Raw genomic sequence first — 19,362 nt, forward strand, 5'->3', positions numbered from 1 at the left:
CCGCCTGCCCCGCGGCGTGCCTACTCGGGCAAAGCGGCTTCGGATACGCCCATGATTTCTTTGCGCAGGCCGTGCATTTTTTTGTCCAGGGCGTCGGCGGCCTTGGCCGCTTCGGAAAGCTCGCGCACGACGTGCGGCGGTACTTGTTTGTCGTATTTGTAGTACAAAATATGCTCCATGCTCGCCCAGAAATCCATCGCCAGGGTGCGCATCTGGATTTCGACCTTCATCCACCGTTGGCCTTCGAACAAGGTCAGCGGTACGGCGACGATGACGTGCAGGCTCTGGTAGCCGTTGGGCTTGGGATTTTCAATGTAATCCTTGACCTCCAGGACGGTGATGTCTTCCCGGTGCTTCAGGTGGTCCAGCAGGCTGTAAATGTCGCGCGCGAAGGAAAAAACGATCCGCATCCCGGCGATGTCGTGGATTTGGTTCACCATATTGTCGACGGTCAATTCCAGGCCTTTACGTTCAAGCTTTTGAAGAATGCTTTTCGGCTCTTTGATTCGGGATTTGATATGCTCGATCGGGCTGTACCCGTTGTGGATTTTCCACTCCGTTTGGATCAGCTTGATTTTGTTCCCCAGCTCATCCAGGGCAAGCTCGTACAGGAAGGGCAGCTTCTTCCATTCCTCCAGCTTGCGCAGCTCATCCTCGCCGATCTCCCACTGGTACAGCTCCCTTAAATCCAGTTGCTTCAGCACGCTGTCATCGGAATTCGTATCTAATACGCTCAAGGCTATCTACTCCTAATCAAGTTCAGGTTTTCCCTTTAATTGTACCGTGAACGCCCTCCCGAATCAAAAAGAAAGCGCATTCACCGGAGCAACAAAACGGTCAAATACCGCGTCATAAGCCTGGGGACAGTTTTCACCGGGGTGAAAAATCTGGTATGATAATGAATATTTCGCGGGGAGGAATCATCATGAATTTTTTACAGCGATTAAAAGATGGTGCGGGAAAGGTGACCGATCGCGCGCAAAACGTCGTTGAAATCGGAAAACTTAACACGCAAATTTCAAATATCGAACGGGAACTCGGTTTGTATTACCAAAAGATGGGAGAAATTTTTTACGAAGGCTACCGCAAAAAAGATATGTCCTACGCCGAGAAGGAGATGCTTGATCTGGCCAAAACCTGCGACTTGCTGGCCGAGGAGCGGGACGAGATCCGGGCGAAAGTCGCCGAGCTAAAAAACGAGCGTTTGTGCGGAGCGTGCGGGCGGACGGTGTCCGAGGACGCTGTTTTTTGCCAGTATTGCGGACATAAGCTGGTCAAACGGAAAAAAGCGGTCATTCCGGAGGATTTGATCGAGCCGGTAAGGGCGGCGGCGCCGACGGCGGAGGATACCCGAATTGCCGCCAGCCCGGAACCGCCGGGGAAGGAAACGAAGAGAACCATCGACCTGGAACAGCTGCTGTTTTCGGCCAATTTGATCGAATCCGCGGAGAAGAGGGACAGCGAGGCGGTCCGCGAACCGGCCGATCCCGAAGAGGAGGAGCGGCTGCTCCGCAATCTGGAACGGGAACGCAAACGGCAGGAGGAGCTTGACCGGCGAATCCGCTCATGGACGCAAAAAGCGGAGCAGCCTGATGAAGAGAAGCCTTCGCAAGAGAAGCCTTCGCCGGGCATCACGATCGCAACCGTCAAATGCCAAATCTGCGGGTCTATGCTCGTCAAAGGCACCAAGTGGTGCCCGCATTGCGGTTCGGAGCAGGTTTAGGTTCGCGGGTGCGCGGGCTTGCGGGTGCGCGGGAAATTTGGCGCAGGTGATTCAGGGGCACTGGATAATTTCACCGGAATGTCACAAACGCTTCCTGCCGACCTGAGAGATGGTACGTAGTAATAATTAGGCGGCGGCGCCGTTTTCAGTCACGGAAACCGCGGGGCAACTCCCCGCTTGGCGCGGATGCCCGCTGAAAACGCGGGGGATGCTATACGCATCAACCGTAAGAGATTAGGGAGCGTGAATTTGCATGGAATGCATCGTCCATTTTGAAGTCATGCATAGCGAGGGACCGAAGGAATTAAGGGGGCTTATCTTTTTGGACGAAGGCAAGCTGCCGACGGAAGCGGATTTTTTGCAAATGTTCGAGGAAATGGGGTATAAGCTGCGGCTGACGGATCGGGAAAACTTGGTCTTTGAACCGACCGACTCTAGCGCGGATTACAGCAGAATCCGGGTGCGCCGCCTCGATACGGGAGAGAAAAGCTACAAGGAGGACGGCGAATTAAGATCGCTGCTGACCAACCTCATGCCGCGCGAATTCCGGCCGATCTAAGCTGTTATAAGCCGTTTTTTTCGGTCCTGGCAAGGGGCCGGGTCTGAATTTCTACAAAATATTCAATAAAGGGACGAAATCCCTCTTTATTTCCCTGGGCGATTTGCGTTATACTTCTGACATTGCTTAAAAGAGGTTCGATGTTTTTCTCGTATAAGTGCGGGGATTGGCCTGCATGTTTCTACCTGATCACCGGAAATGATCGGACTACGGGAGGAGCTCTATTTTTCGCGTCTTTACGCGTCCCAGGGGTTAAGCAGGCCAAGCGACTGTTCAAGCAGATCCGAAGGCTTGCGGCGTTAAGTTGAAATTTAGAGCGGCTTACCTGCGCGTAGTCCATTTTCCGATTGTGGAAAATGGGCTTTTTGTTTTTTGCGGCAACGAAAAATTAAGGGGGAAGGTTTGCAATGAAACTGCTTAAGGAGAAGGTTATGACCGAAGGCATCGTGCTGAGCAATCAGGTGCTCAAAGTCGATTCCTTCCTGAACCACCAAATGGACCCGGAGCTGATGCGGGAGATTGGGGGAGAGTTCGCCCGGCGTTTTGCCGGAGAAAAGATCACCAAGGTGCTGACGATCGAATCCTCGGGCATCGCCCCGGCGATCATGACGGCGCTGGAGCTGAAGGTTCCGATGATCTTTGCGAGAAAGCATAAATCGCTGACGCTGAAGGACGACATTCTCGTGGAGAAAGTGTACTCGTTTACGAAGCGGGAGACGAATGAAATTACGGTGTCCAAAAAATTTCTGTCCCCGAGCGACAGGGTGCTGATCATCGACGACTTCCTGGCCAACGGCGAAGCCGCCTTCGGCCTTGCCCGCATCGTTGAGCAGGTTGGGGCGTCCGTCGCCGGCATCGGCATCGTCATCGAAAAATCGTTTCAGCCGGGGGCCCGCCTCCTGGAGGAAGCGGGATACCGCGTCGATTCGCTGGTCCGGGTCGCTGCGCTGGAAGACGGCGTGGTTACCTTTGTTGAAGAGCCTAATTAATAGGGGAAACAAAACGCAGCTGCAATTATTTATGGCATGAATGAATTTCGGGGGGAACGGTTCAATATGGAACGAGAACGTATTTTTCAGCATCACAGGCATCCGCTTAAAACATTTTCGCTGGGCATCCAGCATGTGCTGGCGATGTATGCCGGCGCGGTCATCGTGCCGCTGATCGTCGGCGGCGCGCTCAACTTCACGCAAGCGCAGCTTACGTATCTGATCGCGATCGATTTGCTCGCCTGCGGCGTGGCGACGCTGCTGCAGGTATGGGGCAACCGCTTCTTCGGCATCGGGCTCCCGGTGATGCTGGGCTGCGCTTTTCAGGCGGTTTCGCCGATGATCGCCATCGGCTTGCAGGACGGGATGGGGGTTTCCGCCATTTACGGAGCAATCATTGCCTCGGGTGTGTTCGTTTTCCTGTTTGCCGGTTTGTTCGGCAAGCTTATCGCCCTGTTTCCGCCGGTGGTGACCGGCTCGGTTGTAACGATCATCGGGGTCACCTTGATTCCGGTGGCCATTTCCGATCTGGGCGGCGGCAGCCCGGGCGAAAACCCGGACTTCGGCAGCCCGCTTAATCTAGTGCTCGGCTTCGGGGTGATGCTGTTCGTCATCCTGATGAACCGTTTCGCCAAAGGGTTTCCGCGTTCCATTTCCGTCCTGCTGGGCTTGATCATCGGGACGCTCGTGGCCGCGCTGGCCGGCAAAGTGGACCTGACGCCGCTGAAGGAAGCGGGTTGGTTCCATGCGATCCAGCCTTTTTATTTCGGCAAACCGACCTTCCACGCATCGGCGATTTTGACGATGATTCTGGTGGCGATCGTCAGCGTGGCCGAATCGACCGGGGTGTTTATGGCGCTCGGCAAAATCGTGGACAAAGACATCACATCAAAGGATCTGACGCGCGGCTACCGGGCCGAAGGGCTGGCGATCATCCTGGGCGGGATCTTCAACTCGTTCCCGTACACCACGTATTCGCAAAACGTCGGCCTTGTCCAAATGAGCCGGGTCAAAACCCGCGACGTGATCGTGGTCGCCGGCGGGCTGCTGATCCTGATCGGCTTCGTACCCAAAATCGCCGCGCTGACGCAGCTTGTGCCGACCTCGGTGCTCGGCGGGGCGATGATCGCGCTGTTCGGGCTCGTGCTCTCCTCGGGTATCCGGATGCTGGGAGATCAGGTCGATCTGAACCGGCACGAAAACCTGCTGATCATCGCCTGCTCCGTCGGCATGGGGCTGGGCGTAACGGTGCAGCCGGATATTTTTGACCGGCTGCCGGCCTACTTGCGCATTTTGGCGGATAACGGCATCGTGGCGGGCAGCGTCACGGCGATCGTCATGAACCTGCTGTTCAACGGGCTGGGAGGACGCCGCAAGGCCGAGGCCGGGGCCAAGGAAGCGGAGCAGGGCTAATTGGCTTGCATTCAGGCCTATGGCCTGGTCCTGGCCCGCGTTTGGTCTGCAGCCGGGGACAAGCCCTGGGCCTTGTTCTAACCCTAGCCCTAGCCCTGGTTACATCCGCTGCAGCTGCTTCTCCGCCAGTTCGCCGAGCCAGGGGAGCTTCAGCCATTTGCCCTGCAGCGCGGCCAGCATCAGCACGGCCCAAAGCGTGACGCCCAGAACGGTCAGCAGCAGGTTGACGACCACGCCGATCACCGGCAGGAAGCCGGAAAGCGCGTGGGCCAGCATCAGCCCGCCGAACAGCATGACCGATTGCAGGGCGTGAAACAGCACAAACCGGCTTCTTCGTTCGAGGGCCAAAAATGCGACGCCGCCCACAAAGGCGAACAAATAGCAAAGAAATCCGGCGACGTTCTCGTACAGGCCGGTGGAAGATTTGAAGGGAGACACGGCAGCACCTTCTTTCACAAAGCTGGATTCTTACTACCCAATGTATGACGAGCCCTCGGCGGTAAGAACCAGCTCTCCTTCCGGCGGCGTAAACCATTGCCGCATAATATCGTTCACGATCGCCTCCGCGGCCTCCGGCTTGCGGAGGTTTTCGATTTTCCGGGCGACGGCGGCCTGGCGCTCCTCATCGCTTAGGAGAGCTTCGATTTGCCCCGTCAGCGTTCCGGGATCCTCGGCGACCATAGCCACGCCTTTTTTCTGCAGATACAGGGCGTTGTTGAGCTCTTGCCCGGGGACCGGGCGATACAAGAAAATCGGCAGCCGGCAGGCCAGCGCTTCCGACAATGTGATTCCGCCCGGCTTGGTGATGATGCAGTCGCAGGCTTGCATCAGCGCGGCCACCTCGCTGACGTAGCCGTAGACATGCACGTCCGGATGCTCGCCCAATTGCTTGCTCAGACCGCGGTGCAAATTCCGGTTGCGGCCGCAGACGACAACGACCTGATGGCGCCCGGAGGACACGAGCCGGTTGCAAATATCGCGGATGCCCGTCATCACCCCGTAAGCGCCGGCCATGAGCAGAACCGTTTTCTTTCGCGGATCAAGCCGGTTCGCGATTTCGCCGCCCGGAGACGGCTCCTTGAAGAAATCGGGCTTCAGCGGAATGCCGCTGACAACGACGTTTCCCGCGGGAATGCCCCGCGACGTCATCTCCAGCTTCAAATCGTCGGTTGCGACGTAATAGCGGTCGACGCTCGGGTGAATCCAGCGCCCGTGCAGGTCAAAATCGGTGACGATATTGACCAGGGGCAGCGATTTGCCGGTCCTTTTGTTCAGCTTGGGCATCGCCAGTTGGGGGAAGGTGTGGATGATGATATCGGGCTGCAGTTGGTCGATGGTCTGCTGAAGTTTTCCCATGCCAAACGAATTGATGACGCCGAGCGGCGAGGTCTCAAACTGCATTTCTTTGGTCGCGTTGTACACCCAACCATAGATAAGCGGCAGCGTGCGGAAGCTTTGCATGTACACGAATTTGGTCAGCTCATTCAGCAGCGGATGGGCTTCGGCCATTAAATCCAGCAGGACGATATCCGCAATGCCTTTGCTGCGGAAGCTGGCTTCGAGGGCTTTGGACGCTTGATAGTGGCCATCCCCGTAGCTGGCGTACAAGATCATGATTTTAGGCGTTTGATAAGTCATGAAGATAATATCACTCCTGTTTAAGTCGAGCTGACTTTTTTGCGGTTAAGCCTTATTTTAACCTACGGCCAGACATATAAATATAATTAATGTGGGCGCAGGGCAAAAAATGTATGTTTGGAAGAAGCTGAAACCTGATGCCGAATATGCTACAATGAAAAAATAGGAGGTCATCCAAAACTAGCCCGCAGCGACTGCATAAAAACATGGATCAAGACATTTCGCGTTCTCTGGCATCGGAGCATTTACCTTTAAACGTTCTGGGAGGGAATTCATATGGCAACGAAAGGTCACGATGAAGTTAAAGAAAGTTTACGGGAAATGACCCGAATCTTCAAACCGAAAGATCCGAAAAAATTCGTGAAAGAATATGTTCGCAAGTATCGCATCATGGGCGGCTACGAAGAGGAATTGACCCACCTTGTTGAGCTTGAGCTGGGCAAGCTTGATTCATCCGTATCCTAGCCATTTGAGATTAGTCTGTGTTCGTTCCGGCGCGGGACCCGCGTCCGGGACGTTTTTTTTCTTCTCTATCTACATATAATAAATGGAATTGTCATCGTCAAATTTTCGTTCATCATGAGGGGAGAATCTGATAAGCGTGAAAATACAATTAAAGACGAAAGAGGAAATATTGCGGATGCGGGAAGCCGGCCGCATTCTGGCGGAGTGCCACCAAGGGATTGCCCGGCTGATCGGTCCGGGGATCACGACGCTGGAAATCGACCGCTTTGTCGAGTCGTTTCTGGCGGAGCGCGGCGCCACGCCGGAACAAAAAGGATACCGCGGTTTTCCGTTTGCGACCTGCGCTTCCGTCAACGACGTCGTTTGCCACGGGTTCCCGAACGACCGCAAGCTGCAGGCGGGGGATATCGTGACGATCGACATTGTGGTCAATAAAAACGGCTGGCTGGCGGATTCGGCCTGGTCCTACCGCGTCGGAAAGGTCGGGCCGGACGCAGAGAAGCTGCTCCAGACGACCGAGAAGGCGCTTGACGCCGGGATTGCCCAGGCTTACCCGGGCAGCAAAATCGGCGACATCGGCTACGCCGTGCAGCGCGTGGCAACGGCGGCGAACGTCGGCATCGTCAGGGCGCTGATCGGACACGGGATCGGGAGATCGATGCACGAACCGCCGGATGTTCCGAATTTCGGGCGGCCGAAGAGCGGGGTGACGCTGCGGCCGGGCATGGTCATCACCATTGAGCCGATCTTTACCGGCGGGGATACGGGGGCCGTGCTGTGGGAGGATGACGGCTGGACGATCCGCTCGGCGGACGGCAGCCTGGGGGCCCATTATGAGCATACGCTGGCCATTACGGAGGACGGCCCGCTGGTGCTGACAAAATAAGGGAGAGCGATGGCTCTCTTTTTTTTGCTAAAATGAAATAATGTTTAAAGAAATGTCAAAAATGAAGCAGAGCCGGAAAACGCTCTCGCACGGCGGGGATTACGCAAAATTTGGCAGCTCTTTCGACCTATGTCGAAACCTAGAAAACGCTAACAAATCCTTTGGTGACGGGCCTTTTCGGGTTTTTGAACAATTTGTGAACTCCCCTTCAATCATTGACAAAACAGGGGTTCGATCATATATTTAATAGGTGATTGTTGTAATTGACAGAAATGTAGTTTCCGTGATAGGCTTGTGGAATTTTTGAGCGCTCGCTCTCTGGAAACTGTATGCCAGATCGGAAGAAAACGGAAGAAGTGGGGTAGATGAATGATGAAACCGTGGAAGGCTGTAAAGCGGCTGTTGCCTTTGTTTGCCGGACTTTCGCTCCTCTTGTCCGCATGCGGCCGCGAGGACCTGTCCGTGCTCAGACCGCAGGGACCGGTGGCCGAAGGGCAACTCGGACTTATCAAGCTGTCGATTTCGATCATGATCGTCGTCATGTTGATCGTGTTTGGCATCGCCGCTTACGTCTTGGTGAAGTACCGGCGCAAACCGGGACAAACCGAAGTGCCGAAGCAAGTCGAAGGCAACTTTAAATTGGAGATTATTTGGACGGCCATCCCGTTAGTTCTGGTACTTATCCTGGCCGTGGCTACGGTGCAAAAGGTGTTCGCGATCGGCGAAGACTACTCGAAGGATAAAAATGCCGTCAAAATCAAAGTAACGTCGCACCAGTTCTGGTGGGAATTCACTTATCCCGATTACGGCATTACGACGGCCCAGGACATGATTATTCCAACCGGCAAGAAAATCGCGCTTGAGCTGAAAACGGCCGACGTGCTGCACTCCTTCTGGGTACCTTCCCTAGCGGGGAAAATCGACACGAATACGGACGGGACGATCAATAAAGCCTGGCTTGAAGCTTCCCGCGAAGGCGTTTTCTTGGGGAAATGCGCCGAGCTCTGCGGGAAATCCCACGCGTTCATGGAATTCCGGGTTAAAGCGGTGAGCGAGGATTCCTTCAACAATTGGGTGGACTCCATGAAAGCCCCGGTTCAGACGATCGCCGATCCGGAAGTCGCGGAAGTGTTCAAGACGCAATGCTTGAGCTGTCACGCTGTCGGTGATCAAGGCGGCCCGGTCGGACCGAATCTGACGGGAATCGGAAGCAGAGAAACCGTTGCCAGCATCTTACATAATTCGGAAGCGTCGGGCAAGCCGGTGGACGGAAAACCGATCAAGGATAATTTGGTGGAATGGCTGACGGATCCGCAAAAGGTAAAACCCGGCAACAAAATGCCGAACCCGAAGGAAGACCTGGGGCTGACGGATGACCAAATCGACGCCATCGCCGACTATTTGGCAAACAGCAAATTATCCTACTGATGGATGGATAGCAATTTAAAGGGGGTACAAACCTTGGCTCATGCTCACAGTGTCAAGCGGCACAAGGGGTTGATGGACTGGTTAACGACGGTCGATCACAAAAAAATCGCCATATTGTATTTGGTGGCGGGCGGATTTTTCTTCGGGATCGGCGGGATTGAGGCGCTGCTGATCCGCGTGCAGCTTGCAAAGCCGATGAACGATTTCGTGTCGGCGCAGCAGTTTAACGAATTGATTACGATGCACGGCACGACGATGATTTTCCTCGGCGTCATGCCGGTCATTTTCGCCCTGATGAACGCGGTTATCCCGCTGCAGATCGGGGCTCGGGACGTGGCGTTTCCGTTTTTGAACGCGCTGGGATTCTGGACGTTTTTGTTCGGCGGTCTGCTGCTGAACCTCAGCTGGCTGATGGGCGGGGCTCCAGATGCCGGATGGACGTCTTATACGCCGCTGTCTTCAAACACTTACAGTTTGACGCACGGCGTGGACTTCTACACGATCGGCCTGCAGATCGCCGGTTTGGGGACGTTGATCGGCGGTCTGAACTTCCTGGCGACGATCATTACGATGCGCGCGCCGGGCATGTCCTTTATGCGGATGCCGATGTTCTCGTGGACGACGTTTATCACTTCGGCCATCATTTTGTTCGCGTTCCCGGCGATTACGGTCGGCCTGGTGCTGCTGACCTTTGACCGGATTTTGGGCGCCAATTTCTTCAATGTGGAAAGCGGCGGGAACCCGGTGCTTTGGCAGCATATTTTCTGGATTTTCGGCCACCCGGAAGTGTACATTTTGATTTTGCCGGCTTTCGGCGTGATTTCCGAAGTTATTCCGACGTTTGCGCGCAAGCGGCTGTTCGGTTACAGCTCGATGGTGTTCGCGACGATTTTGATCGCCTTCCTCGGCTTCATGGTTTGGGCTCACCATATGTTTACGACGGGGATGGGGCCGGTCGCAAACGCCCTGTTCTCCATTTCGACGATGCTGATCGCCGTCCCGACAGGGATCAAAATCTTCAACTGGCTGTTTACGATGTGGGGCGGGCAAATCCGCTTTACGGCGGCGAACCTGTTCGCCTCCGGCTTTATCCCGACGTTCGTCATGGGCGGGGTTACCGGCGTTATGCTGGCTTCGGCCCCTGCGGACTATCAGTATCATGACACGTATTTTGTCGTGGCGCATTTCCACTACGTAATCGTCGGCGGCCTGGTGCTCGGCTTGTTTGCCGGTCTGCACTATTGGTGGCCGAAGATGTTTGGACGCATGTTAAGCGAGAGATTGGGAAAAGTCGAGTTTTGGACGTTTATCATCGGTTTCCATATGACCTTCTTTGTGCAGCATTTCCTCGGTTTGATGGGGATGCAGCGCCGCGTGTTTACGTATTTGCCGAACCAGGGCTTTGACCTGCTGAACCTGATCAGTACGGTCGGCGCGTTTTTGATGGGCGTGGGCGTCATCGTGTTCCTGATCAACGTCGGAATTACGGCAAAACAACCGAAAGGTGCGGCAAACGATCCTTGGGAAGACGGACGTACGCTGGAATGGGCGATTCCTTCGCCGCCGCCGGAATACAACTTCAAGCAAATTCCGCTGGTGCGCGGGCTCGACGCTTTCTGGAAAGAGAAAATGGCCGGCAACAAGGAGATGACGCCGGCGGAACCGGTGGGACCAATTCACATGCCTTCGCCGACGATCCTTCCGTTTGTGATGTCGGTGGGCTTGTTTATCGCCGGTTTGGGTTTTATGTTCACCAATGACGATTTCGGCAACAGCTTCCTGAATTTGCTCTTTAATAAGTACATTGTAGTCATCATCGGTTTGGCGATTACGTTTGGATGCATGCTGCTTCGTTCGCTGTATGACGATCATGGCTGGCATATCGAACCGGAAGAGCCGAATGAGAAGGAGGTTACGGCATGACGACACCACATGCGCATCAGGCTGCGGGCGCTTTGCCTCATGAGCCGGAGAAGGCGACGCTGGAAGGACGCAATAAAATCCTGGCCTTCTGGTTGTTTCTCGGCGGCGAGGCGGTCCTGTTCGGCACGCTGTTCGCCACCTTCCTGACTTTGCGGAACCAAGTCGCCGACGGACCGTCGGCGGCCGAATTGTTCAGCCTGCCGATGACGGCGGCCGCGACGTTTATCCTGCTGGTGAGCAGCTTGACGAGCGTATTTGCCATCCAGGCGATGCACCGCGGCGATCAAAAGAAGCTGGCGACCTGGCTGGCCGTCACGGTCGTGCTCGGCTTGGCGTTCCTCGTCCTGGAAATTTACGAGTTTTACGAATACGTACATCGCGATGAATACGGCATGACGACGAGCGCGTTCAGCTCGGCCTTTTATACGCTGGTCGGGTTCCACGGGGCTCACGTTTTGTTCGGTATTCTTTGGATCTCGCTGTTGATCGGTCAGCTGTTCAAAAAAGGCCTCACCGTCGTAACGGCGCCGAAGGTGTACGTATCGGCCATTTACTGGCACTTTATCGACGTTGTATGGGTGTTCATTTTCACGGTCGTCTACCTGCTCGGAAAGGTGGTATAACAGATGGTGAGCCAGGAAACAAACGGCACGCAAGCGGTCAAACGCCATCAGCGGCATGAGGGCCCGCAGAAGCATATCATCGCTTTCGTGTTCTCCATCGTTTTGACCTTGATCGCTTTCGCGGCGGTCGCCGCCGGCGGAGTGAACGCGGCGTTTACCGTCATTCTGCTGCTGGTGATGGCGGTGCTGCAGGTGCTTGTGCAACTGGGATACTGGATGCACATGAAGGATAAGGGCCACATGATCCCGATCCTGTTTATGTTCGGGGGATTCTTTGTCGCTTTTACCGCGGTCATTGCCGCTTTATACTGGATGTGGTGGTAAGATGAAAAAGAGGCGGGTCTGATCCGGAGATCATGGCCCCCCTCTTTTTTTCACAATTTAGACAGAAAATCCGGCGGCGGAGGGAGGTTTTACGATGCTTGGATTAGAATATTTTAAATTTGCGGATGTTTGGAGTCCGGTATTTCTGGCCTTTATGCTGCTGATTACGGCGGGATATTTCGTGCTGATCGGTCCGGGCGGCGGGAAATGGGCCGCGGAGGAACGCGTGCCGGCGGGGCGGAAACTGCTGTTCGCGGCCGGGATGGCGCTGCTGTACCTGGCTCAGGGCGGTCCGGTCGAACTGCTGGGGCATATGATGTTCAGCTTCCATATGATAAGCATGGCATTGTCTTATCTGGTTGCTCCGCCGCTGCTGATGTTGGGTATCCCGCCTTGGGTATGGCGGAAAGTCGCCGTGTTTCTGGCCGGAAGCCCGCTGCGCCAGTTGCGGTTTTTGGTGAAGCCGGTGGCGGCGGCCGTGGTGTTTAACGGACTGTTTTCGTTTTACCATATCCCGGCGGTTCACGATTACGTGATGCTGCATTTCGGCGTGCACCGGCTTTATTACATCGTCCTGTTTATCGCTTCGGGGCTGATGTGGTGGACTTTGGTGAACCCGCTGCCTGAACGCCCGGGGGCGCAGGGGCTGAAGAAAATGGGGTTTATTTTTCTGAACATGGTGCTGCTTACGCCGGCCTGCGGCTTGATTATCTTTACGAAGGAGCCGCTTTACGCGACCTACAGCGATCCGAACGTGTGGGCGAGAGCGATGGGGTACTGCGTTTCGGGAAATCCCGCGATGCTGTTAAGCCAATTCGGCGGTCCGCAGTTTTTCGGGTTCTTGGAACCCGGCATCGATCAGCAGGTGGGCGGCATTTTGATGAAGTTCATCCAGGAGTTTATCTTCGCCTCGATGCTGGCATATGTCTTTTACCAGTGGTACAAGCAAGAAAATCGCGGAGGCGACGATGAAGAACTGGCGGTTCAGCTTGCCGGGACGCGCGGTCATTCTGAGGCGCGCGAGCTTTCTGGGGTTCGTGAGTCTTCTGGGGTTCGTGAGCATTCTGAGGCGCGTGAACTTTCCGAGGTGCGGGAACTTTCCGATCTCCGTTTGGATGCGGCGATTATACCGCCGGGGAAAGTTGCGGAATAAAGGCGCCGCGGGGCGGGATCATGCTGTATGACGGAATAATCGCGCTTGACCAATGGGGTTGCCTCGAATGATCGATCTAACCGGCACATCTATCAGGTACAACTATTCGGCACAATTTTATGCTAACGGTTGTCATAGCGCTTATTCGGCCGAAAAAACGAAGGTTGCATTTCTAACGGTTGTATTCGCGCTTATTTGGGCGAAACAGCCCCTTTTCCTGCGAAAAAAAGGGAAATAAGCACGCTGGCAACCGTTACATCTTGTAAACCCCCGTTTTTACCCAAATAGCGTCGCTCACAACCGTTAGATTTTTCGAGCTTCTTTATTCGATCATTTACACACACTTTAACGCAATCGCACCTGTTCCCCGGTCACGCACCGGTTTAGGTTTTGGGCCGAAATAAGCGAGTTGAGTCCAAAATAGCGTTCGATGTCCGGCAATCTATTGGATTTTTCCAACGTGAGGTGGGGGAACGATCAGTTTGCTGGGTACGAAGCCAGTTTTGTTCGTAACAAATTCAAGGATACAGTCCTCACAAAACTTTTAGGAGGTTCGAAATTGGATCTGTACACGTTGTTCCCGACGATCAGCACGTCGTTTATCGTCATTAGTGCGGTGCTGGTTGCCATCGGGTGGCGATTGATCATTAAGGGCAAACGGGAAGCCCACAAGAAGACGATGATCGCCGCCGCGGTCGCGGCGCTGCTGTTTTTTGTGATTTATATGTCCCGTACGGTGTTTATCGGGAATACGTCCTGGGGCGGTCCGGACAGCCTGAAAGGATATTATCAGACTTTCCTCATTTTCCACATCGTTCTGGCGACGGTGGCGGCCGTCTTCGGCCTCACGACGCTGGTGCTTGGATTCCGGGAAAAGTACGCGAAACACCGCAAATGGGGCAGAACGACCTCGGTGATTTGGTTTTTTACGGCGATTACCGGCGTGGCCGTCTACGTGCTGCTGTACTTGATGTACCCGGGCGGCCATACCAAGCCGGTATGGGAAGTGATTCTCGGCGTCTGACGATGCGGGGAACGAGCTAGCTGAGCGCTAACCCGAGCTAGCTGAGCGCTAACCCGCGCTAACCGAGTGCTAACCCGAGCTAGCTGAGCGCTAACCCGCGCTAGCCGAGTGCTAACCCGCGCTAGCCGAGTGCTAACCCAGCGCTAGCCGGCACTAACCCAGCACTAACCCAGCGCTAATCAAGCATTACCCAAAGCGCTAACCGAATCCCTTGTCCCGCATATGGTAACGTCCTGAGTTATAAACTCGGGGCGTTATTTTTTTGCTTGCAGAAGGCGTGTTGAGCAGGGAGGTTTGACGAATCCCCCCCTAGTCATTATACTGTATATAAATATATACACAGTAGATACAGTTCAGTTTGACGCAAAATTCAGCGCACGGTTCGGAGTTTGCTTTAAACCGTATCCGGCCCAAATTGAGTAGAAGTTTTACGGCTCAACCTAATAATCGGCGCTTGACAGGGAGGCCGGAAACCGATCGTGGCAAGAAATATCGGGAGATCAATATCCCCGCTGTCCGGACGCTTTGCACGATTATCCCGTTTGATCCGGAAGCAGAGAGTAAATTCAGGAGAAGAAAATAGGTTTGGGAGAAGCAGACATGTTCGAGAACGTTAGACAGGTTTGTTGAGAAGGAGGTTTAGGAGAAGTGAAGGCAGACCCGACGGGAGGAATGGGGCAAGACACCGGGAAAAATGAAAGGACCGTGATTAGCCCCTACCCTCTCCCCCCTGAACAAAAGGAATAATCGTGCAAAGCAGCATGCAGGGATATCAAGACAATTTATTTTGTCGACCACTGATTTCGGTTTTGAGCCAGTTTACATTTCGAAAAAGAAAGGTTGAGCGTATTGAACAGGTGGAAAGACGCTTGGGTCATCTTCAAAAGGGATCTGCACGGGGACCGGTTGTATCTGATCTGGAACGTTTTGTTTATGCTGTATATGGCGCTGATGATGAGCTTTATGTTCGAACCCGGTGAACGGGAAGCTTCTTTTCTTAAACCGCTGGCGGATTTTCTCATGCTGCTGTTGATTCCGTTTACCGGCTTTTATTTTTCGCGGCGCTCTTTTAACTACCTTAAAGAAGATTCATATACGCAGATGCTGCGGTTTTACCGCACGCTTCCCATCCCGGCGGACGCGGTGATGCTAGGCCGGATTATACAGTTGGTTACGGCGATCTTTTTTAATGGCGTGCTTTATTTTGCGGCGCTTTATCTGCTTTCGGCAACCCTGCGAAGCGAGCTGAGTCCGGCGGGATACATTGCTTTTGCCTTAACCTGGTGCGGCTACGGATTGCTGCTTAACGGCGCGTATATTTACTTTGAATTTTTAAAAAAAGGCAGCACATATCTTTGGATGTCGATGGCCTCGATGGTGCTGGTTGCTTTGCTCGCTTTTGTCGTCAACGGCTTCGGGGGGAATCTGATCAAGCTGACGGTAGATTACTCCGGGCGATATGCGCTCCTGTCGCCGCTGATGTGGGGGGCCTTGGTCTGCGGAGCACTGGGCTTAAACCTGTTTGCCGCCGTCACGAAGCGCAAGCTGGCCGTGCGGGATCTGGCATAATGGGAACCTTGGGAAAAGCGCTGGAAGGCGGAGGTGACGAAAGCGATGTGGATTCCCATTCAACTGAATGAGGAGAGCGGAGCGCCGTTGTATCATCAGATCGAAACGCAACTCAAATCGCTGATTGTCAGCGGGCAAATCGAAGAAGGAACATTGCTGCCTTCAATCCGGGAATTCGCCGGAAGCCTGAACTGCAGCGTAATCACCGTTCGCCGCGTTTATCAGGATCTGGAGAACGAGGGGCTGCTGCGGACGAAGCAAGGAACCGGGACCTTTGTGGCGAAGGTGGGGGCCCAGGAACGCGGTGAATACCGCAAAACGGTCGTGCAGCAGGCCATCGCCGCGGCGGTAGATACCGGGAAATCGATGAATTTCGGAGAGGAAGAGCTGAAACAGCTGTTTTTGCAAGTTTTGCGGATGAAATACGGATCTGAGGGCAAAAAGGGGGAGGAGAGCTGATGGAATTCGAGCTGGCTATAGAGCTGATTGGGGCCGTAAAGCGGGGGCGCAGGAAAACGATCGGCCCGCTGAATTTGCAAATTCCCGCAGGCTATATCGTCGCTTTGGTCGGACCCAATGGAGCGGGAAAAAGCACGATCATGCAGATGATTTTGCAGATCATTGCACCGGATGAGGGAGAAATCAAATGGTACGGCCACGTTCCGGCCGGCGAACTGCCGCTTGAAATTCGCCGGCAAATCGGGTACGTTCCGGAAAACCCGGCGGTGGACGAGAACTTTGTGACCCCGGAAGAAGCGGCGAAATTCCGCTCCCATTGGTACCCGGATTGGGACGCGAAGCGGTTTGAGCGGTTAATGGACCGTTTTGATGTGCCGCGGCGCGAACGTTTAAACCGGATGTCCAAAGGCGAACGGCGCAAATTCGAAATCGCCGCCGCGCTGGCGGCCAAACCGAAGCTGCTGCTGCTTGACGAGCCTTCGTCTGGGCTTGACCCGTTCGCTTGGGGTACGATGATCGAGGAACTGAAAGATTTTATGGATGAGGGTGGCGAAGCGGTGTCGATCGTGCTCAGTACGCACATGGTTGAAGAAGTGAAGCGGCTGGCCGATTACATCGCCCTCGTTCATGAAGGCAAGGTGCTCGGCATGGCCGAAAAAGACCTGCTGCTTGGAAGCTGGAAAGAATTTTGGCTCAAAGGGGAAAACTTGACGCCGGGTGATTTCCCCGGCACCGTAATTTTCCGGGAGAATGGCCCCGGCATCAGCAAGCTGGCCGTTAGGAACAATGGCGATTTTACGCAGTGGTGCGGGGACCATGGACTGCAGGTGATTCAAAGCCGGAGTATGGAGCTGGAGGAAATTTTGAAGTTATGGATGCAGGGTTATCCTCCGGGCGATTTTTTTACGAAAGAAGGGGAGAAATGATGGCATATCCGTTGGTTTTGGAAAACGTGGTAAAGCAGTTCGGGGAAAAAACGGCCGTTAATCATATTTCGCTTCGGGTGGAGGAAGGGGAAATTTACGGTCTGCTTGGCGCAAACGGGGCCGGCAAAACGACGACGATGCGGATGGTGCTGGGGCTGATCTATCCGGACAGCGGACGCATTTTGTACCATGGCAAGCCGTACGGCCGGGAGCTCCAACACGAGATGGGGTATTTGCCGGAAGAAAGGGGTATGTACCCCAAGGTGAAGGTCAGCGACCAGATCATTTATTTGGCCCGCCTGAGGGGGATGTCGGCGGCGGAGGCCGACAAAAGCCTGAAATATTGGCTCGACCGTTTTGAAGTGCCGGAATATTACGACAAAAAAATCGAGGAGCTGTCCAAAGGGAACCAGCAAAAAATGGGCTTTATCGCCGCCGTCGTCCACAAGCCGAAAATCGTCATCATGGACGAGGCGTTCAGCGGTCTGGATCCGGTTAACGTCGAGCTGCTCAAGGCCACGGTGAAGGAGCTGCGCGACCAGGGCACCAGCATTTTATTTTCCACGCACCGGATGGAGCATGTGGAGGAGCTGTGCCACAACATTACGATTTTGCACCGCTCCAACACGGTACTGCAGGGCAATTTGCAGGAAATTAAGAAACGTTATCCCCGCGAAGAGGTGCTGCTGAAAACGGCGGGGGAAGTGAACGGCCTGGAGAGGTTAGACGGCGTTAAAGCGGTGGAGCGGACGGATAACGGTTATTTGCTCCGGATCAAGGATGCGTCCGCTGCGCAGGCGATTCTGAAAACCGCGATGGAATCTGCCGAAGTGGAGCATTTTGAGATTAAGGAACCGACGCTCAACCAAATCTTTATTCGGGAGGTAGGCGAGTCGAATGAATAAAATGCGTACGGTGATCGGCTTTACGTTTATGAACAAGGTGCGGACGAAAGCCTTTATCATCACGACGGTCGTGTTGGCGTTGCTCGTTTCTGTCGGCCTCCATGTGCCTTATTTTATCGATAAATTTGCCGGGGGCAACGATCAGCCGTCGAAGATCGGCGTCGTCTATGCCGGCCAGCCGGAGTTGGCGAAAGCCTTAACGGCCTATGCGGAAAAGCAGCCGGCAGCTAGTTTTACGCTGATCCCCTACGAAAACGCGGATGAGGCCGCGCTGGGTCAAGAGCTCGAAGCGGGCAAAATCGACGGTTATCTGCGGTTTGCATCCGGGGCGGATCGCGGTTTTCCGGCGGTGACGTATACGTCCGAGTCCGGCCAGATGAAGGCGGATCTGCAAACCGCCCTGCAAGCGGCGCTTCAGCACGTCAAGGTGCAGTACATTACGAAGGGCATGCTTAGTGAAGCTCAAATCGCCGCGCTCAACGCGCCGGTTCAGATCGAGGCGGTAAAGTCCGCCGCGGAAGACGGAGCCAAGGAAGGGCCGGGCGGCAACGGCGGGGCGGAGCCCGGCGCGATCAACTATGTCGTCGTATACGCGCTGATCATTTTGTTCTTCATGACGATCACGATGACCGGGAATATGATCGCCTCCGAGGTGACGGCGGAAAAAAGCTCGCGCATCATGGAAATTCTCATTACGAGCGTATCGCCGCTGGCGCAGATGTTCGGCAAAATCATCGGCATGTTTTTTATCGGCTTGCTGCAGATTTTCGTGTTCGCCGCGGTCATTGCGGTCAACGTAACGCTGCCGTACAACCAGCCGGTGCTGGCCGATTTCAACCTCGATTTATCGCAGATCCGCGTCGAGGTGCTGGTGCTTGGGCTAGTCTTCTATATCCTCGGCTACTTTCTGTATGCGACGCTGTTTGCCGCCATCGGCTCGCTGGTGAGCCGGACGGAGGAGCTCGGCCAGGCGGTGATGCCGATTACGATGCTGTCGCTGGTCGCTTTTTACATCGGGATTTTCAGCTTGAGCAGCCCCGATTCGATGCTGCTTAAAATAAGCTCCTATATCCCGTTCGTTTCGCCCGTATCGATGATCGTCCGGATCGGCGTCGGAACAACGCCGGTGTGGGAGATCGCGCTTTCGCTGCTTATCCTCGCCGCCGCAATTTTCCTGTTCGGCTGGCTGTCGGCGAAAATTTACCGTACGGGCGTACTGCTCTACGGCAAGCGGCCGACGCTGAAAGAGCTGCGCAAGGCGATGAAGGCGTACAAAATTTGAACCAATTGCGGGCCAAACTTGTACTTAAAAAGATGATTCCTGTATTGTACAGGAGTCATCTTTTTTTAACCCT

20 protein-coding genes and 1 riboswitch are annotated in these 19,362 nt (G+C 54.6%); of the genes, 17 read left to right on the plus strand and 3 right to left on the minus strand.

What is annotated here, in order from left to right; all coding sequences use genetic code 11:
• Positions 1 to 20: 20 nt before the first annotated feature.
• Positions 21 to 701: a GTP pyrophosphokinase gene (locus NYE74_RS27425; protein ID WP_036628831.1), complete on the minus strand. Its 681-nt coding sequence runs from the start codon at positions 699 to 701 to the stop codon at positions 21 to 23.
• A 224-nt stretch (positions 702 to 925) separates the two neighbouring features.
• Between NYE74_RS27425 and NYE74_RS27430 the strand changes: the two genes are divergently transcribed.
• The 4 genes from NYE74_RS27430 (at position 926) to NYE74_RS27445 (ending at position 4,684) form a co-directional block, all read left to right on the plus strand.
• The gene (locus NYE74_RS27430) at positions 926 to 1,723 is read left to right on the plus strand and encodes a zinc-ribbon domain-containing protein (protein WP_036626329.1); all 798 of its coding nucleotides are present in this window, start codon (positions 926 to 928) and stop codon (positions 1,721 to 1,723) included.
• A gap of 253 nt (positions 1,724 to 1,976) precedes the next feature.
• Positions 1,977 to 2,282 carry a hypothetical protein gene (locus tag NYE74_RS27435; protein ID WP_036626327.1) on the plus strand — a complete coding sequence of 102 codons (306 nt, stop codon included), beginning with the start codon at positions 1,977 to 1,979 and terminating at the stop codon, positions 2,280 to 2,282.
• Positions 2,283 to 2,411: 129 nt separating this feature from the next.
• Positions 2,412 to 2,512: riboswitch (purine riboswitch) on the plus strand.
• 177 nt (positions 2,513 to 2,689) lie between these two features.
• Positions 2,690 to 3,271, plus strand: a complete 582-nt coding sequence (locus tag NYE74_RS27440) for a xanthine phosphoribosyltransferase (RefSeq protein ID WP_036626325.1) — start codon at positions 2,690 to 2,692, stop codon at positions 3,269 to 3,271.
• Positions 3,272 to 3,337: 66 nt separating this feature from the next.
• Positions 3,338 to 4,684: a nucleobase:cation symporter-2 family protein gene (locus tag NYE74_RS27445; RefSeq protein WP_036628830.1), complete on the plus strand. Its 1,347-nt coding sequence runs from the start codon at positions 3,338 to 3,340 to the stop codon at positions 4,682 to 4,684.
• Between the two features lie 99 nt (positions 4,685 to 4,783).
• On the opposite strand, the gene NYE74_RS27450 is transcribed toward NYE74_RS27445, so the two are convergent.
• Together NYE74_RS27450 and NYE74_RS27455 are read right to left on the minus strand one after the other, a co-directional pair.
• Complete coding sequence (locus tag NYE74_RS27450) at positions 4,784 to 5,122, minus strand: DUF4870 domain-containing protein (protein ID WP_124333278.1); 339 nt, start codon at positions 5,120 to 5,122, stop codon at positions 4,784 to 4,786.
• Positions 5,123 to 5,155: 33 nt separating this feature from the next.
• A complete protein-coding gene (locus tag NYE74_RS27455) occupies positions 5,156 to 6,322 on the minus strand; it encodes an MGDG synthase family glycosyltransferase (protein ID WP_270620010.1) in 1,167 nt (388 codons plus the stop codon).
• A gap of 276 nt (positions 6,323 to 6,598) precedes the next feature.
• Between NYE74_RS27455 and NYE74_RS27460 the strand changes: the two genes are divergently transcribed.
• From NYE74_RS27460 to NYE74_RS27520, 13 genes are all read left to right on the plus strand, one after another.
• Entirely contained in the window at positions 6,599 to 6,787 is a 189-nt protein-coding gene (locus tag NYE74_RS27460; RefSeq protein WP_036626318.1) for a hypothetical protein, read from the plus strand.
• Positions 6,788 to 6,923: 136 nt separating this feature from the next.
• Positions 6,924 to 7,673, plus strand: a complete 750-nt coding sequence (map, locus tag NYE74_RS27465; protein WP_036626315.1) for a type I methionyl aminopeptidase — start codon at positions 6,924 to 6,926, stop codon at positions 7,671 to 7,673.
• A gap of 369 nt (positions 7,674 to 8,042) precedes the next feature.
• Positions 8,043 to 9,101, plus strand: coding sequence for a cytochrome c oxidase subunit II (coxB, locus tag NYE74_RS27470; protein ID WP_155621329.1), 1,059 nt, complete (start codon positions 8,043 to 8,045; stop codon positions 9,099 to 9,101).
• 72 nt (positions 9,102 to 9,173) lie between these two features.
• On the plus strand, positions 9,174 to 11,024 hold the full coding sequence (gene ctaD / locus NYE74_RS27475) for a cytochrome c oxidase subunit I (RefSeq protein ID WP_172531729.1): 1,851 nt from the start codon (positions 9,174 to 9,176) through the stop codon (positions 11,022 to 11,024).
• Positions 11,021 to 11,647: a cytochrome (ubi)quinol oxidase subunit III gene (locus NYE74_RS27480; RefSeq protein ID WP_036626308.1), complete on the plus strand. Its 627-nt coding sequence runs from the start codon at positions 11,021 to 11,023 to the stop codon at positions 11,645 to 11,647. The genes ctaD and NYE74_RS27480 overlap by 4 nt, the downstream gene beginning before the upstream one ends.
• A 3-nt stretch (positions 11,648 to 11,650) precedes the next feature.
• The gene (locus tag NYE74_RS27485) at positions 11,651 to 11,971 is read left to right on the plus strand and encodes a cytochrome C oxidase subunit IV family protein (RefSeq protein WP_036626305.1); all 321 of its coding nucleotides are present in this window, start codon (positions 11,651 to 11,653) and stop codon (positions 11,969 to 11,971) included.
• A 94-nt stretch (positions 11,972 to 12,065) separates the two neighbouring features.
• Positions 12,066 to 13,124, plus strand: coding sequence for a cytochrome c oxidase assembly factor CtaG (ctaG, locus tag NYE74_RS27490; RefSeq protein WP_278737859.1), 1,059 nt, complete (start codon positions 12,066 to 12,068; stop codon positions 13,122 to 13,124).
• Between the two features lie 559 nt (positions 13,125 to 13,683).
• On the plus strand, positions 13,684 to 14,148 hold the full coding sequence (locus NYE74_RS27495; protein WP_036626304.1) for a DUF420 domain-containing protein: 465 nt from the start codon (positions 13,684 to 13,686) through the stop codon (positions 14,146 to 14,148).
• A gap of 849 nt (positions 14,149 to 14,997) precedes the next feature.
• On the plus strand, positions 14,998 to 15,717 hold the full coding sequence (locus NYE74_RS27500) for a hypothetical protein (RefSeq protein ID WP_278737861.1): 720 nt from the start codon (positions 14,998 to 15,000) through the stop codon (positions 15,715 to 15,717).
• A gap of 45 nt (positions 15,718 to 15,762) precedes the next feature.
• On the plus strand, positions 15,763 to 16,176 hold the full coding sequence (locus NYE74_RS27505; protein WP_278737863.1) for a GntR family transcriptional regulator: 414 nt from the start codon (positions 15,763 to 15,765) through the stop codon (positions 16,174 to 16,176).
• Positions 16,176 to 17,102: an ATP-binding cassette domain-containing protein gene (locus NYE74_RS27510; RefSeq protein ID WP_036626300.1), complete on the plus strand. Its 927-nt coding sequence runs from the start codon at positions 16,176 to 16,178 to the stop codon at positions 17,100 to 17,102. The genes NYE74_RS27505 and NYE74_RS27510 overlap by 1 nt, the downstream gene beginning before the upstream one ends.
• A complete protein-coding gene (locus NYE74_RS27515) occupies positions 17,102 to 18,007 on the plus strand; it encodes an ABC transporter ATP-binding protein (protein WP_278737866.1) in 906 nt (301 codons plus the stop codon). The genes NYE74_RS27510 and NYE74_RS27515 overlap by 1 nt, the downstream gene beginning before the upstream one ends.
• A complete protein-coding gene (locus NYE74_RS27520; RefSeq protein WP_124333274.1) occupies positions 18,000 to 19,289 on the plus strand; it encodes an ABC transporter permease in 1,290 nt (429 codons plus the stop codon). Before NYE74_RS27515 ends, NYE74_RS27520 begins: the two co-directional genes overlap by 8 nt.
• The last annotated feature ends 73 nt before the right edge of the window (positions 19,290 to 19,362 follow it).

Source organism: Paenibacillus sp. FSL P4-0127, assembly GCF_038007325.1.
Lineage (GTDB): Bacteria > Bacillota > Bacilli > Paenibacillales > Paenibacillaceae > Fontibacillus > Fontibacillus macerans.